Origin of the sequence: Henriciella marina DSM 19595 (assembly GCF_000376805.1) — a bacterium.
Taxonomy (GTDB): Bacteria; Pseudomonadota; Alphaproteobacteria; order Caulobacterales; family Hyphomonadaceae; genus Henriciella; species Henriciella marina.
This window is the reverse complement of the sequence record NZ_AQXT01000002.1, coordinates 1168182-1182945: the sequence shown is the minus strand read 5'-3', so window position 1 is coordinate 1182945 and position 14764 is coordinate 1168182. Positions and strand designations below refer to the sequence as shown.

The window sequence follows — 14764 nt, the reverse complement described above, 5'->3', positions numbered from 1 at the left end:
CGTCAGAAATCTCTCTGCTTGATAAGGCGAGGTCGCTCGTTTCATATCCGCCTCAAAACGGCAGGGAGGAACGAGCATCATGTCTGGACAGGTTCAGGGCCATTGCGAGCCGAAATTTGCTGAGCTGCGCGAGGAGTTCGAGCGCAATTTCAAAGAGCGCGGCGAGAAGGGCGCGTCGGTTTGCCTGAGTGTCGGCGGTGAAAGGCTGGTCGACCTCTGGGGCGGTGTCGCCGATGTGAAAACGCAGGACCCGTGGCGCGAGGACACCGTCTCCATCATCTTTTCCTGTACAAAGGCCGCGACGGCGATCTCAGCGCATATCCTGATCGACCGCGGCGAGCTGGAGCTTCAGGCGCCGGTCTCGAAATACTGGCCGGAATTCGCCAAGAACGGCAAGGAGAAGACCACGGTCCAGATGATGCTAAACCATGAGAGCGCCATCCCGGCCCTGCGCGAGCCGGTGAAGCCCGGCGGGTTCCTGGACTGGGATTACATGATCAAGCGGATGGAAGATGAGCCGGCCTGGTGGGAGCCGGGCACCCGCAATGGCTATCACATGGTCAATTTTGGCTGGACGGTCGGTGAGCTTGTCCGCCGGGTTTCAGGCAAGTCGCTGGGCCAGTTCTTCGCCGATGAGGTCGCCGGGCCGACGGGAGCGGATTTCTGGATCGGGCTACCGGATGGGGTGGAGCCACATATGGCAGCCATCCTTCCTTATATACCGCAGAAGGGCGACCAGCTGTCTGATTTCGCCGGACTTCTCATGGGAGATCCAACCTCAATCCAGGCGCTGTCCTTTGCCAATAATGGCGGATGGGGCGCCAATGACGCGGATGCCCACCGGGCTGAGATCGGCGGGGCAGGCGGCATCTCCAACGCTCGTGGGCAGGTTGCGATGTATACGCCGCTAGCGGTCAACGATGGCTCACTGGTTTCAAAGGACAGGGTGGCAGCGATGTCGATGGTGTCGACAGCGACCCAGCGCGATGCGACCTTGCTGGTGCCGACGCGGTTTGCATCGGGCTTCATGAAATCGATGGACAATCGCGGTCTGGAAGGCGCTCAGGCCCAGTCTGCGATTATCGGGCGCGACGCATTCGGTCATGTCGGGGCGGGCGGTCATATTGGTTTCGCCGACCCTGAATGCGGTCTGGCGTTCAGCTATACGATGTCACAGATGGGGCAGGGGTTGCTGATGAATGAGAGGGGGCAATCCCTCATCGATGCCGCGTACCGCGCGCTCGGTTACCGGACCAACGCGCCAGGGGCCTGGGTCCGGTAAGATCAGCTTGCGGCGCGGTGCAGCATGATTGATTCAAACTCGATCTGGAGAACCATATGGGCGTCTCCAGCCGAGAGAGGCTTGCTGTAGTAATAGCCCTGTATCTGGCTGGCACCGAGATCGCTGATGAGGTCGAACTGTTCCTGGGTCTCAACGCCTTCAACAACGCAATTGAGGCTCATATTCTCGCAAAGGTCGAGGATGGAGCGAAGCACGTTCGTGCTCTTCTCGCTTTGTGGGAGATCGCGCACGAAGCTGCGGTCGACCTTGAGCGCGTCGATCGGCAGACGGTGCACATAAGCCAGGCTTGAGAAGCCGGTGCCAAAATCATCAATGGCGATGCGGGCGCCGGCAGCCTTGATTTCTTCGAGCACTTCAAGCGCGCTCTCGAAGTCTTTCAGAACGGCCGACTCGGTAATCTCGAAGATCAGCCGGTTGAACGGAAAGCCGAACTGTTCGGCCATTGAAAGCAGGCGGGTGACGGCTCGTGGCGTGTTCAGGCTGACGGCAGACAGATTGAAGCTGAGCGTCAGATGGTCTGGCCAGAGGCAGGCTTCGCGGATGGCCTTGCGGAAAAGCACTTCCGTCAGCCGCCCGATGACGCCTGTATTCTCTGCGATATCAATGAAGCGATCCGGCCGGACATGACCGAGCGTCGGCGAATACCATCGCGCGAGGGCTTCGAGGCCGCATGTATGCCCCGCCTTGAGGTCGAGCGAAGGCTGGAATTCCACCGACATTTCTGTTTCCAGATCCGCGTGGCGCAGCGCGTGTTCGAGCGCACTGGTCTCAAAGACCAGCCGTTCATGGTCCTGTGAGAAGAAAACCGGTTCAGACTTCTGATGCTGCTTTGCAAAATAGAGGGCGTAGTCGGCCCGGTCGAAGAGATGGCTACGAGTTTCAGCGCTGTCTGGAAAACGGGCCAGGCCAATCGTTGCAGAGAGGTTCGCGGTGCCCTCATCGAAGGAGAAAGGTTCGCGAAGGGCTTCGCAAGCCTTGCGGGCGAGCCAGATAACTTCTTCGTCGCTGCCGGGTCTACGCATCAGGAGGCCGAACTCATCGCCCGCCAGACGGGCCACGGTGACGTCCCTTCCCTCAAGGACACTGGTCAGACGTGCCGATGTTTCAATGAGTACCGCGTCCCCGGCCGGGTGGCCGAACACGTCATTGATGGCCTTGAACCCATCAAGATCAAGCAATGCGACCACGAAGCTGGACTTTTCCTTCCCGCATTGATCAACGAGGTCATCGATTTTGGACAGGAACTGCCGCCGGTTCGGGAGCGAGGTCAGGCTGTCAGTGTTCGCGAGGCGGTGATTTTCCTCATAGAGGGCCTGAAGCTTCTTCTGGTGCTCGCGTTGCTCTGTCTTCTGGTTGATCATCTGAACGAAGTCTCGCTCGATATTGATCAGGATGTAGCTGAGAACCACCGAGACCAGGACAAGGTTCAAGGCAAGAGAGGTGTAGGCCAGTGACCCTTCAAGGATCAGAACGACGCAGGTGAGCGGTGTGACGGTTACAAGTACGAGTATCGCCGCCTGGCGAAGATGCGCGAGACAGAAAGCGCAAGCAGATACTGAAACGGCGTTGAAGAAGATCGCCTGTGCGTTTTGGCCAGCGTCGCCATAGGGCAGAAACAGGATGCCCCAGACGCCGAACAGCGCGCCTATCGGCACGACCAGGTTCAAGGTTGTCCGCAAGCTCCGAACAATTTCCTCGTCGGACATCGAATTGTTGTCAGTGCTGATGTATTTCACGGTCCGCGCCAGCATGAATGCCACCATCGCCACAGGGAGGATCATGGTCATCAGGATTGGCGCATCAGACCCAAAATGGGTCACCGACAGGCCGATCACGTTGATCGACAGGATGCCGTACATCAGCGGGACCTGCTTGCTCAGCGCGTTGTAGCGAGCGCGATTCACCTCGATCTCTGTTGAATCGAGCGACAGAAAAGAGCGCAATCTGGACAGCACGGGCGGGGCCTCGTCAATCTACCGAGGGTTAGGCCTATCCAACTGAGCTTAAATCGGGCTTTCGCAGATAGACGAGATTTCATCTATTCGCTCAACGCCCACGCGAACGCACAGGGCGTCAGCGTCTGCAGGGGGCCGCTTGTCTCGCGCCATGGCCGCCGCCACATGGTGGCGCAGCAGCAGCCCAGAGGAAAATTCAGTGAGCTCACTGTCATCTAATCCGGACGACTTCATCGCTGGCTTCACGTCGGACAAATTGCCAATCACGGGCCGTATTGTGCGTATGGGACCAAGATCGCTCTCGCCGATCCTGCAGCGCCATGCCTATCCAGACCATCTTGGAGAAATCCTTGGCGAAGCGCTTCTGCTGTCGACGCTGGTCGGGTCCGCGATGAAGTTTGAGGGCCGCATCCTGGCGCAGGCCGAAGGCGATGGACCGGTCTCGATGCTGGTCGGTGAATACCGAACCGATGGCGGTGTGCGGGCCTATTCGAAATTCGAACCCGAACGCTGGGCCTATCTGGAGAAGGTCAACAAGGGCGCCAAGCCCCATATGCCGCAGCTCTTCGGGCCGCAGGGCGCGCTGGCGCTCATCATCATTCAGGATGACACAAGGGTGCAGCCCTATCAGGGCATTGTGCCGCTGAACAAAGGGTCTCTGGCTGAATGCGCAGAAGACTATTTCCGCCAGTCGCAGCAGGTGAAGACCTGTCTGGCGCTGGCTGTCCGGCGCGATGCGGCAGGCGACTGGCATGCAGGCGGCATGATGATCCAGAAGATGGCGGGCGATGATCTGCGCGGCGACACCGAAGATGGCTGGCGTGAGGCGAAAGCCCTTTTTGCCACGCTGGAACCAGACGAGCTCTGCTCGGAAGAACTGTCTGCGCAGGACCTCCTGTTCAGGCTGTTCCATGAGGGCGGGGTGCGCATGCAGTCGCCTGAGCCTGTCGATGACGCCTGCACCTGTAATGAAGAAAGGCTGCGCCAGACCCTGTCAGGGATGCCGGACGAGTCGCTGCTGGAAATGGCGGAAGGCGATGGCACGCTCGGCATCGACTGCCAGTTCTGCGCGCGCCACTACGACATTCCGATCGAGTTGGTGACCGGCCCCACAAACTGAGCCGTTCGCGCGGGCAGCTTCCCGTGAGGTCAGCATTGATCCTGGACCGGTTTGTGCGCTTCAACCTGCAGATCGGCTGCGCCAGTAAAATGCGCGCGGCGTCTGTTTGAGCGGGAGGAGCTTGAAATGGCACGAATGAACAAGACCTGGATCCTGAAAAAGCGACCAGTTGGAGACGTTTCGGAAAGCGACCTTGATCTGGTCGAAAACCCGGTTCCTGCGTTGAAAGAGGGCGAGGTCTGCCTGCGTACCATCTATCTGTCGCTGGATCCGACGAACCGGATCTGGATGTCGGACCGCGAACAGTACATGCCGCCGGTTGGCATCGGCGATCCCATGCGCGGAGGTGGCATTTCCGTCGTTGAAGAAAGCCGTTTCGATGGGCTTGAGGCTGGCGATGTCGTGAATACGGGTCTCGGCCAGTGGTCGCTTTACCAGGTGAAGCCAGGCGCTGAGGTCAACAAGCTGCCTGACCTGCCGGGCGTGCCACTGACCGCGTTCATGGGCCCTATCGGGATGACCGGGATGACGGCGTATTTCGGCCTGATGGACATCGGCAAGCCCAAGGCCGGTGAGACAGTGGTTGTGTCGGCCGCAGCTGGCGCGGTTGGTTCCATGGTCGGGCAGATCGCGAAGATACTAGGCTGCCATGTAGTGGGCATTGCTGGCTCTGACGAGAAGTGCAAGTGGCTGACGGAAACCGCCGGGTTCGACGCCGCCATCAATTACAAGCGCGAAGATGTTGGCGAAGCGCTGGACCGGCATTGTCCGAACGGCATCGATATCAATTTCGAGAATGTTGGCGGCGAGATCATGGATACGATCCTGATGCGCCTCAACGATTTCGCGCGCATGCCGCTCTGTGGCCTGATCTCATCCTATAATGCGACCGAGCCGGTACCGGGGCCTTATAACTTCTCCATGCTGCTGATGCGTCACGTCACGCTGAAAGGCTTTATCGTGACCGACTATATCGAGCGGTTCGCTGAAGGCATGCAGGCCATGGCCGGCTGGCTGATGGAAGGCAAGATCAAGTTCGAGACCGACATCGTCGAGGGGCTGGAGAACGCGCCAACATCACTGGAGCGGCTCTTCACAGGCAAGAATCTCGGCAAGCTGGTGCTCGAAGTCTCCAAGCCAGGCTGAGGCATCAGTCGTCAGATACCGAGAACTTCGCGCGGTGCCGGCCCTTGGCGTCGGCGTACTTTGCCCGGATGGCCGGCAGGTCGGCTTCATAATCGCCGGTCGGCTGGAAGAGGCCGCGCACCGTTATGGTGCGTGATCCATAGTCCAGAACCGTGATCAGCAAGGGGACGTTTGCGCGAAGGGCGATGCGATAGAAACCGCTCTTCCAGATCGGGGTACCGGCGCGCGTGCCCTCAGGGGCGACGGCGAGAACAAGCCTGTCGGCAGCCTTAAAGGCGTCGGCCATCTGGTCGACGAATTCGCCCGCGGCGGTCCGGTCGACAGGCACGCAGCCGAGCCAGCGGATGAAGCCGCCAAACGGGTGATCGACAAGCGACTTCTTGCCCATCCATCTCAGCTTCACCCGGTAGTAGCCGGCTGCCATGAGCATCCAGAAGCCGTCCCAGTTCGACGTGTGCGGCGCAGCGACGAGGACCACCTTCTCGGCTGGCGGCCAGTCTCCCTCGACCTTCCAGCCACCGGCCGAGAGAATGAGGGCGCAGACCTGACGCCATATCCATGAGACGGCAGATGAGCTGCCCGAGGGTGCTGGCCGCGTCCTGGAAAGTGGGGATGCGGCCGACACCTTCAGTCTTTGCGCTTCTTGACCGCGCCTTGCAGCGTAAAGCTGAAGGCGAGCGACAGGATCAGAGGCACCCAGATCGGTAGCGACCCGAGACCGGGTGTTTCGAGCGCAGCCGCGAGGTGGTCGTCAACGCACCACCAGAGTAAAAACAGGAACATGTTGGCTTTCTCCCCATGCTTGCGAGCTTAACAGGCTGGAGCGCGCCTGCAATCTCTCCGACGGTATTCCTTGCCCGTCTAGTTTGCCGGCGATGACAGATACGACGATTGCGACGGCGGACGATATGGCCCTGCCATTTGTGCTGACGGCGAGGGCACCGCAGTGCGCGCCCGAAGGCGACTGGACTAGCTGGCTGGCGCTTGGTGGGCGCGGCGCAGGCAAGACGCGGGCAGGGGCTGAATGGGTGCGCTTTGGCGCGCTGTTCGGCGGGTTACGCTTCATCGCGCTGGTCGGGCCGACGCTGCATGATGTGCGCGAGACGATGATCGATGGGGTGTCCGGCCTCTGCCAGATTGCGCGGCCAGGCGAGGAACCGCCCGCCTATGAAAGCTCTCGCCGAAGGCTTGTCTGGCCAAACGGCGCTGTGGCGCAGGCTTTCTCGGCTGAAGATCCAGACAGTCTGCGCGGGCCGCAATTTGATGCGGCGTGGTGCGATGAGGTCGCCGCCTGGAACAGGGATCTGGCGACGTGGGACATGTTGCAGCTCGGCCTGCGGATTGGGCCGCGGCCTAAATCGGTTATCACCACGACGCCAAGGCGAACCCCGCTAATCCGTAAGCTGATGAGTGATGCGAGCGTCGCGGTGACCCGCAGCACGACGCACGACAATGCCGATTTCCTGTCGCCTGCCTTCATCGCACACATCGAAGCGACCCTTGGGGGGACGCGGCTTGGTCGCCAGGAACTGCAAGGCGAATTCCTTGAGGCCGAGGACGGACTGCTCTGGACACGGGCCATGCTGAAGGCGGCGAGGGCAGATACGCCGCCAGCAGATTTCGGCGACATCATCGTTGCGGTCGATCCGCCCGTCAGTATTGGCGACAGCGCTGATGCCTGCGGTTTGATCGCCGCAGGTGTGAGCAATGCCTCTGGCGGCGGCGCGCATTTCTGGGTGCTGGAAGATGCGACGTTGCAGGGCCGCTCTCCTGCGGTCTGGGCTGATCAGGCCGCGCGCCTTGCGGCCCGCACGGGCGCGAGCCGTATCCTGGCAGAGGCCAATCAGGGCGGCGAACTGGTGCGCAGCGTGCTGCGGTCCACCGGCAGCGGCCTTCCCATACAGCTGGTGCATGCGCGCCTTTCAAAGACCGCCCGCGCGGCACCTGTCATTGCGCTCTATGAGCGCGGGCGCGTGTCGCATGCGGGACACTTCCCAGACCTCGAGGAAGAAATGCTGCAGTTCGGGACGGGCACTGGCGGCTCGCCGGACCGGGTGGACGCGCTGGTCTGGGCTGTCAGCGCGCTTGAGGCGGCAACAGGCCGGCACCCGCGCATTCAGACGCTTTAGCCGGGGACGGACGCGCGCTGTGCCCGGCAAAACACCCGCCGCCAAAGGGATCACACTCCGTTTTCCGACCGGGCAGGGCCGCCGGTTAGACATGTCTCAACGCTGAAGAAAAGACGGCGGGCAACGCGCCCCGCCATGAAGACGGAGATAGACCCTGATGAGATGGCCCTGGCAATCGGTCGAAACACGTTCGGCGCAGACGTCCTTGATTGCACTTGCGGGCCTGCCGGGCGCCGGGTGGGGGCGCAGTGATGCCGGCGCCCTGATGCGAGACGGCTATGCGGGCAATGCGATTGCCTATCGGTGTGTACGGATGATCGCTGAAGCTGCCGCATCTATCCCGCTCCTGACCGGGGATGAGGCGGTCGCGCAGCTCCTGGCAAGGCCGTCGCCTGATGAGGCTGGCCGTGTCCTGCTGGAGCGTCTCTATGGCGACCTTCAGATTACAGGCAATGCCTGGGCAGAGGCCGTTACGCTGGCTGGGGACGACAGCCCCAAGGGTATCTTCGGGCTCCGCGCAGATACGGTTCGCGCGCACACCAATTCCGAAGGCGGGCTGATCGGCTGGGCGGTGCGCCAGCGCCGGGGTGAGCGGGTCATCCACCGCGAAAGCGATGGCTGGAGCCCTGTTCTTCACCTGAAACTCTACCATCCATCCGACAGCATCCTTGGCCTGTCGCCGCTGGCGGCGGCGCGCAAGGCGCTGGACCTTCACAATGATGCGGCGGCCTGGGCAAAGGCACTGATCGGCAATGCGGCGCGGCCCTCTGGCGCGCTGGTCTATGACGGGGAAGGCGCTGGCCTGACACCCGCCCAGTTCGACCGGCTGAAGGAGGAGCTAGAGAGCGCACATACCGGCGCGATCAATGCAGGACGGCCGCTACTGCTCGATGGCGGGCTGGACTGGAAACCCATGTCGCTATCGCCGGCTGAGATGGACTTTGCAGGCACCCGCCATGCCGCCGCGCGGGAGATTGCGCTGGCGTTCGGCGTGCCGCCGATGCTGCTCGGAATCCCCGGCGATAATACGTATGCGACCTATAAGGAGGCCAATCTCGCCTTCTGGCGCCTGACGGTTCTGCCGCTGGTTCACAAGGTGGCCGATGCGATGAGCGTCTGGCTGTCGGGCCGGTTCGACGAGGTGCAGGTGCGTCCTGACCTTGAGGATGTGCCCACTTTCTCTGCTGAACGCGATGCGCTCTGGGCGCGGCTGGAGGCGGCGAGTTTCCTCAGCCGCGAGGAGAAGCGCCAGATGGCGGGGCTCGGCCAATGATCGAACGGAAACTGACCGCTGGCTTCCTGCTCGCGCTGGCGGTGCAGACGGGTGGCGCGCTGGTCTGGGCAGGTGCGGCGGCAGAGCGGATTTCCACGCTGGAACAGCGCGCGGATATCGCACGCCCGGTCGCAGAGCGACTTGCACGCGTGGAAGCGCATCTAGCCGCGATTGAGAACCAGCTGGACCGGATCGAAGCAAGACTGGAGGCCAAGCATGACTAGGCAGCCGGTTCTTATCGAAGGCTATGCGGCGCTGTTCGGGGTGGCGGATATATCGGGCGATGTCGTGCGCGCAGGGGCGTTCACGCAAAGCCTGAAGACCGGCCCAGTGCCGATGTTGCTGCAGCACAGATCTGGCGTGCGCGCCGGACACTGGACGCGGGCTATCGAAGACGGGCGGGGCCTATTCGTTCGTGGACTGATTGATCTGCCGCGCGCGCAGCTGATGCTGCGAGATGGCCTGTCAGGCCTTTCGATCGGGTTTCGCGCCAGGCTCTGGAAGCCAAGGCCGGAAGGCGGGCGCGACCTCATCAACATCGACCTTGTGGAGATTTCGCTCGTGGATGCGCCGATGCAGCCGCTGGCCCGGTTCACTGAGATTGGAGAGGCCGCACGGGCGGCCTGAGGAAGGAGAAACATGACCAAGGAAACCAAAATGGCAACGCGAGAGGATGTGGGTGCCACGGCAGAAATGATGGCGGCGTTTGAAGCCTATCAGGAGACAAACGACCAGCGCCTGACCGAGATCGAGGGCAAGGGCGCGGCAGATCCGCTGCTGGAGGCGAAGCTGAAAAAGCTGGACCGCCGGATCGACGAGATCAGCCTGAAAGCCGCCCGTCCAGAACAAGGCCAGGCTGAACGGACAAGCGGTGAACACGGCGAAGCGTGGACGCGATATATGCGGTCGGGCGATGAAAGCGGCCTGTCACATCTCGATGTGAAATCGCTGTCTGCGGGCACCGAGGATCAAGGCGGTTACACCGCGCCACCAGAGCTTGATCGACTGATTGAGGCCCGCCTGACGCAGGCCTCACCCATGCGCCAAATCGCCAGCGTTCGCCAGACGGCAGCCGGGGTTTACCGCAAGCCGGTCAGCCTTGGCGTCGGCGCGGCCTGGGTCGCTGAGACAGGCGCGCGCACTGAGACCACGACCGCCGGGCTCAGCCTGCTCGAATTCCCTGCGGGGGAGCTCTATGCCATGCCGGCGGCGACGCAGACGCTGCTCAATGACAGCTATGCCGACGTCGATGCCTGGCTGGCAGATGAGGTGGAGGCGGCCTTCTCGGTTCAGGAGAGTAAAGCCTTTGTGGACGGTGATGGTGACGGCAAGCCGCGCGGCTTCCTTGATTATGATGTCGTTGCAGACGCCAGCCATGTCTGGGGGAAGATCGGCTCTGTCGCCGGTGACTTCACCGCAGAGGATGCAGGCGACCAGATTATAGACCTGATCCAGACGCCGAAGAGCCAGTATCGGAACAATGCCCGCTTCGTCATGAACCGCCGCACGGTTGCGGCTGTCCGTAAGCTGAAGGATGCAGATGGTCGCTATCTCTGGCGGCCGGGCGTCGCCGGTGAGGGCCAGACGATCTTTGGCTATGCCGTGACCGAGCTCGAGGACATGCCGGATATCGGCACGGGCAATGCGGCCATCGGTTTTGGTGATTTCCGCCGTGGCTATCTGATCGTTGACCGTCAGGGCGCACAGGTCCTGCGTGATCCATACTCGGCCAAACCCTACGTCCTCTTCTACACCACCAAGCGTGTCGGGGGCGGGGTCCAGAACTTCGACGCGATCAAGGCGATGGTCTTCTAGGCGGGGACCGAAAGGGCTGGACTGCGGCGAGGCGCGCTGCGGTCCAGTCACCGCCCCGGTAAATGGCCGGGCTCGGACGTAACTCAACACGATGGTATCTTTGAAATGACGCTGACGGTTGTCACACCGCCAGACGGAGAGGCTGTGTCTCTGTCTTCGGCAAAATCATATCTGCGGCTTGGCCATGACGGCGAGGACGACCTGGTTGCCTCGCTGATCGCGGGCGCGGTCGCAGCGGTCGAGGAGGCGGCAGGTTTCTGCCTGCTCAGCCGCACCTTGCGCGAGACCTTCCTTGCTTGGCCGCAAGGTCTGCTCAGGACCTCTCAGCTGAAGCTCGGCGGTCGGCCAGTGACATCGCTGGTCGATGTCGGGCTGGTCGATGCCGAGGGCGTGTCGACTGATATCTCCGGCCGGTTTGGTCTTGAGGGAGACCGGATATGCCTGCGGCCGGGATCCTGGCTGCCGCGTATTCCGCCGGGCGGAAGGGTCGAGATCGACTTCATAGCAGGGTTCGGCGCGGCAGATGATGTGCCGGATGATCTGAAGCTTGCCATTCTGATCATGATTGAGGCGGCCTACCGGCGGGGCGGATCTGAAGGCGCTATGCCTGACGCAGCGGCCCGCCTGATCGATGCGCGCCGTGAGGTGCGGCTATGAGCGCGGATCTCATGACAGCCGGCGCCGAGGCCGAACTCCAGATTGCCGTCCTCGATACGTTGCGCGCCGATGCGGGGGTTCAGGACGTCCTCGGGTCGCCAGCGCGGATTTTCGACGGTGAGACGGATGCGCCGCTCTTTCCCTATGTCGAACTGGAGCGCCACGACGTCAGGCCGAGAGGCAGCGCGGGGCGGGCCGGGCAGGCCCATACGATCACCTTCGGTCTGCGGTCGCGGTCCGGTGGCCGGGCCGATGCAGTCCGCATTCTGAGCGCGCTGAGACAGGTCATCGATGGCTTGGGCGGCGAGCTTGCCACTCAGACCGTGATCCTGTCGCAGACCCTCTATGCCGACGTCATGCGGACGCCTGACCTTCGCGAGTTCAGAGGTGTGCTCCGGGTACGAATTATCACAGAGGAGGCAGGCTGATGGCTGGGCAGAAAGGACGCGATGTCCTCATCAAGATATCGGATGGCGGCACGCCGGAGATGTTCGTCACCGTGGCGGGCATCAGAACCAGCACGTTTGATCTGGAACAGAAAGGCGTCGACGCGACAAGCATGGAGAGCCCCGGCGGCTGGCGTGAGTTGCTGGCCGGGGCGGGCCTTAGATACATGCGCGTGCGGGGGCGGGGCCCCTTCAAGGATGCGGCCAGCGATGCGCGGCTTCGCGCGGTGTTCCTTGCCGGGGAGCTCTGCCGCTTCAGGCTGGAGGTGCCGGATTTTGGCAGCTTCACGGGGCCGTTTCAGATTGCCCAATTGAGCTGGGGCGGCACGCATGATGGCGAAGCGACTTTTTCAATCGACCTTCAGAGCGCGGGACTGATCAGCTTTGAGGCCGCAGCATGAACGGCGCGCGCGGCGAAGTTACGCTTTGCATTGATGGCCGTGAGCGGACGCTCTGCCTGACGCTGGGCGCCCTCGCGGAGATCGAGACCGCCTTTGGCTGCTCGTCCCTTTCAGAGCTGCAGCCCAGGATGCGCCGCCTGTCGGCGGCAGAATTGATGCAGGTTCTTGCTGTCCTTCTGAAGGGCGGCGGAGAGCAGGTCGCGCCAGAGCAGCTCTCTGCGATGAAGATCAATCCCGGGCTTGCCGCGCGTGCGGTTGCGGAAGCGTTCCGTGCTGCCGTGGGCTGAGATGATGCGGGCTGCCGCCTCGCTCGGCATCGCGCCTGCCGCCTTCTGGAAGCTGAGCTTGCGGGAGTGGCGGTATCTGACCGGTGCGGGCCGCGAGATGCTGGGCCGCCGGGCCTTCGAGCAAATGATGACAACCCACCCAGACAAGGAAAGCTGAGCCATGGATGATTTCAATCAGCAGATGGAAAGCGCGAGCGATGCGCTTGCCGCGATTGCAGACGGTCCGGGACAGGACGCTGCCGCCTCGCTGGAGGCGGCGTTCAGCCAGGCAGGCGCAAGCATAGAAGCCTCGCTGTCGCAGGCAGCAAGATCTGGCGAGCTGGACTTTGCCCAGATGGCGAGATCGGTCCTGGCTGACCTCGCCAGTATCGCTGCCGAGGCGGCCCTGGCGCGCGCCGGGATTGGTACAGCGCCAGCGCCGATGACGGTGAATGTCCAGTCGCTGGCAGGCGGCGGCAACTCTGCGGTGTCGGCCAAGGACGTCTCGAAGGCCATCGCCAAGGCCGCCGCCATCGGCCGGAGGTTCGCATGAGCTTTGCTGGATTTCATGAAGGCCGCCTGCCGGTGCCGACGGGTCTTGGAACAAGTCACGGGCCGCTCTGGCAGACGGAGACGCTGATCCTTGCCAGCGGGCAGGAGGTGCGCAATGCGCGCTGGGCCCTTCCGCAACGGCGATGGGATATCGTGACCCCGCCGCTTGGGCATGCGGCGTATTTAGCACTCGCTCATTTCTTCAATGCGCGGCGCGGCAGGCTCCATGGGTTCCGTTTTCGCGATCCGTCAGCCTTTGGTAGCGGGATCGACGGACAGTCACCTGCGCCAGACGATCAGGTGCTGGGGACCGGAGACGGGGCCGAGACCGAATATCCCCTGCTGCTGGATGAGGGCGACCTTGAACGGCGCATCCTGAAGCCGGTTGCCGACACGGTCCTGATCGCTTTGAACGGCGCGCCGCAAGCGGCTGGCTGGAGCGTCGATGCCGCCGCAGGCGTGGTCAGCTTTGATGTCGCGCCGGAGGCCGGGAGCGTCATCACATGCGGCTTTGAGTATGACTGGCCGGTGCGGTTCGACAGCGACGCGCTTGAGATCAGTCATGACCAGGCGGGCAGCGGGCGGGTGGTGAACCTGCCGCTTGTCGAGCTTTTCAAAGGGGCTTGAGATCATGAAAACCATGGATGACGCTTTCGCGTCGAAGCTTGAAAGGGGCGCGGCGACAACCTGCCTCTGCTGGCGACTGGAGCGGCGCGATGGGCTGATCGTTGCGCTGACCGATCATGATGATGTGCTGATTTTCGGCGGGCATGACTACCAGCCCGGCGCTGTCCTCAATGCCGCGCGTTTCGAAAATGCGGGAGGGCTGAGGCCGGGCAGGGCGTCTACGGATGGCGCGCTGTCGGCCAGTGCGATCACGGATGATGACCTTGCTGCTGGCCTCTGGGCGGGCGCGCGGGTCTTCGTCTACCGCGTCGACTGGCAGGTGCCGGAGCACGGTATCCTTGTCTGGACCGGTTTCCTTAGCGAGGTGACGCGAACCGGCGACCGCTTTGAAGCAGACCTCATCTCGTTGAAGGCAGAGTTGGAGCGACCTGTTGGCCGGGTTGTCTCGCGGCATTGCGATGCGCAGTTTGGCGATGCGCGGTGCGGGCTGTCGGCGCTGCCGGGACAAAGCTGCGACAAGCGGTTCGAGACCTGCCGGGATGTCTTCGCCAACGCAGTCAACTTCCGTGGATTTCCGCATCTGCCGGGGCAGGATTTCGTCCTCTCCGGTCCCGCAGCCACTGGCAATGATGGCGGCAAGCGATGAAGCGGGCGGACATCGTGACGTCAGCGCGTGGCTGGCTGGGCACGCCTTACCAGCATCAGGCAAGCCGGCGCGGCGTAGGCACTGATTGCCTCGGCCTGGTGCGTGGTGTCTGGCGAGAGCTAATCGGAGACGAGCCCCAGGTGGTGGCGCCTTACACGCCGGACTGGGCCGATTTGAGCGAGACCGATCAGCTTTTGGACGCCGCGCGAAACTGGCTGCGCGAAATACCGATCGGGTCAGCAGATGCAGGCGATGTCCTCCTCTTCCGGATGGGCGCTGGCTGCGCGGCCAAACACTGCGCCATCGCGACGGGGCCTGACAGCCTCATCCACGCCTATTGGGGGCGCAGCGTCTGCGCGACGCGTCTGGTGCCCTGGTGGCGGCGCCGGATCGCGGGCGCTTTTTCCTTTCCCGGACTGGAGGACTGA

General features: G+C 62.6%; 20 protein-coding genes. 17 read left to right on the top strand and 3 right to left on the bottom strand.

From position 1 onward, the window contains the following. Positions 1 to 79: 79 nt before the first annotated feature. A complete protein-coding gene (locus F550_RS0105880; RefSeq protein ID WP_018147603.1) occupies positions 80 to 1282 on the top strand; it encodes a serine hydrolase domain-containing protein in 1203 nt (400 codons plus the stop codon). Between the two features lie 2 nt (positions 1283 to 1284). Here F550_RS0105880 and F550_RS17020 read toward each other — a convergent pair whose 3' ends face one another. After that, positions 1285 to 3258: a putative bifunctional diguanylate cyclase/phosphodiesterase gene (locus F550_RS17020; RefSeq protein ID WP_169332251.1), complete on the bottom strand. Its 1974-nt coding sequence runs from the start codon at positions 3256 to 3258 to the stop codon at positions 1285 to 1287. Positions 3259 to 3457: 199 nt separating this feature from the next. On the opposite strand from F550_RS17020, the gene hslO reads away from it, so the two are divergent. Further along, on the top strand, positions 3458 to 4378 hold the full coding sequence (hslO, locus tag F550_RS0105870; RefSeq protein WP_026180601.1) for an Hsp33 family molecular chaperone HslO: 921 nt from the start codon (positions 3458 to 3460) through the stop codon (positions 4376 to 4378). 135 nt (positions 4379 to 4513) lie between these two features. Then, positions 4514 to 5524, top strand: coding sequence for an NADP-dependent oxidoreductase (locus F550_RS0105865; RefSeq protein ID WP_018147600.1), 1011 nt, complete (start codon positions 4514 to 4516; stop codon positions 5522 to 5524). A gap of 4 nt (positions 5525 to 5528) precedes the next feature. Here F550_RS0105865 and F550_RS17015 read toward each other — a convergent pair whose 3' ends face one another. Together F550_RS17015 and F550_RS19295 are read right to left on the bottom strand one after the other, a co-directional pair. After that, positions 5529 to 6149: a 1-acyl-sn-glycerol-3-phosphate acyltransferase gene (locus tag F550_RS17015; RefSeq protein ID WP_018147599.1), complete on the bottom strand. Its 621-nt coding sequence runs from the start codon at positions 6147 to 6149 to the stop codon at positions 5529 to 5531. A gap of 2 nt (positions 6150 to 6151) precedes the next feature. After that, positions 6152 to 6307: a hypothetical protein gene (locus F550_RS19295; protein WP_018147598.1), complete on the bottom strand. Its 156-nt coding sequence runs from the start codon at positions 6305 to 6307 to the stop codon at positions 6152 to 6154. 92 nt (positions 6308 to 6399) lie between these two features. Here F550_RS19295 and F550_RS0105850 point away from each other — a divergent pair, with 92 nt between their 5' ends. The 14 genes from F550_RS0105850 (at position 6400) to F550_RS0105785 (ending at position 14764) form a co-directional block, all read left to right on the top strand. Then, entirely contained in the window at positions 6400 to 7653 is a 1254-nt protein-coding gene (locus tag F550_RS0105850) for a DNA-packaging protein (protein ID WP_018147597.1), read from the top strand. 157 nt (positions 7654 to 7810) lie between these two features. Beyond that, positions 7811 to 8926, top strand: coding sequence for a phage portal protein (locus F550_RS0105845; protein WP_018147596.1), 1116 nt, complete (start codon positions 7811 to 7813; stop codon positions 8924 to 8926). After that, the gene (locus tag F550_RS0105840) at positions 8923 to 9150 is read left to right on the top strand and encodes a hypothetical protein (RefSeq protein ID WP_018147595.1); all 228 of its coding nucleotides are present in this window, start codon (positions 8923 to 8925) and stop codon (positions 9148 to 9150) included. Before F550_RS0105845 ends, F550_RS0105840 begins: the two co-directional genes overlap by 4 nt. After that, positions 9143 to 9553: an HK97 family phage prohead protease gene (locus tag F550_RS0105835; RefSeq protein ID WP_018147594.1), complete on the top strand. Its 411-nt coding sequence runs from the start codon at positions 9143 to 9145 to the stop codon at positions 9551 to 9553. Before F550_RS0105840 ends, F550_RS0105835 begins: the two co-directional genes overlap by 8 nt. 12 nt (positions 9554 to 9565) lie before the next feature. After that, positions 9566 to 10741 carry a phage major capsid protein gene (locus F550_RS0105830; protein ID WP_018147593.1) on the top strand — a complete coding sequence of 392 codons (1176 nt, stop codon included), beginning with the start codon at positions 9566 to 9568 and terminating at the stop codon, positions 10739 to 10741. Positions 10742 to 10846: 105 nt separating this feature from the next. After that, the gene (locus F550_RS17010; protein ID WP_018147592.1) at positions 10847 to 11398 is read left to right on the top strand and encodes a head-tail connector protein; all 552 of its coding nucleotides are present in this window, start codon (positions 10847 to 10849) and stop codon (positions 11396 to 11398) included. Next, a complete protein-coding gene (locus F550_RS0105820) occupies positions 11395 to 11826 on the top strand; it encodes a DUF3168 domain-containing protein (RefSeq protein ID WP_018147591.1) in 432 nt (143 codons plus the stop codon). The genes F550_RS17010 and F550_RS0105820 overlap by 4 nt, the downstream gene beginning before the upstream one ends. Next, entirely contained in the window at positions 11826 to 12245 is a 420-nt protein-coding gene (locus F550_RS0105815) for a phage major tail protein, TP901-1 family (protein ID WP_018147590.1), read from the top strand. The genes F550_RS0105820 and F550_RS0105815 overlap by 1 nt, the downstream gene beginning before the upstream one ends. Continuing rightward, positions 12242 to 12532 (top strand): gene transfer agent family protein, encoded by a 291-nt coding sequence (locus F550_RS0105810; RefSeq protein ID WP_018147589.1) that lies wholly within the window; start codon positions 12242 to 12244, stop codon positions 12530 to 12532. The genes F550_RS0105815 and F550_RS0105810 overlap by 4 nt, the downstream gene beginning before the upstream one ends. Continuing rightward, positions 12516 to 12689 carry a phage tail assembly chaperone gene (locus F550_RS18850; RefSeq protein WP_233349000.1) on the top strand — a complete coding sequence of 58 codons (174 nt, stop codon included), beginning with the start codon at positions 12516 to 12518 and terminating at the stop codon, positions 12687 to 12689. The genes F550_RS0105810 and F550_RS18850 overlap by 17 nt, the downstream gene beginning before the upstream one ends. Before the next feature lie 3 nt (positions 12690 to 12692). Next, a complete protein-coding gene (locus F550_RS17005) occupies positions 12693 to 13064 on the top strand; it encodes a phage tail tape measure C-terminal domain-containing protein (protein WP_018147587.1) in 372 nt (123 codons plus the stop codon). Next, positions 13061 to 13690 (top strand): DUF2460 domain-containing protein, encoded by a 630-nt coding sequence (locus tag F550_RS0105795; protein ID WP_018147586.1) that lies wholly within the window; start codon positions 13061 to 13063, stop codon positions 13688 to 13690. Before F550_RS17005 ends, F550_RS0105795 begins: the two co-directional genes overlap by 4 nt. Positions 13691 to 13694: 4 nt before the next feature. Continuing rightward, entirely contained in the window at positions 13695 to 14336 is a 642-nt protein-coding gene (locus F550_RS0105790) for a DUF2163 domain-containing protein (RefSeq protein WP_018147585.1), read from the top strand. Then, positions 14333 to 14764, top strand: a complete 432-nt coding sequence (locus F550_RS0105785) for an NlpC/P60 family protein (protein ID WP_018147584.1) — start codon at positions 14333 to 14335, stop codon at positions 14762 to 14764. Before F550_RS0105790 ends, F550_RS0105785 begins: the two co-directional genes overlap by 4 nt.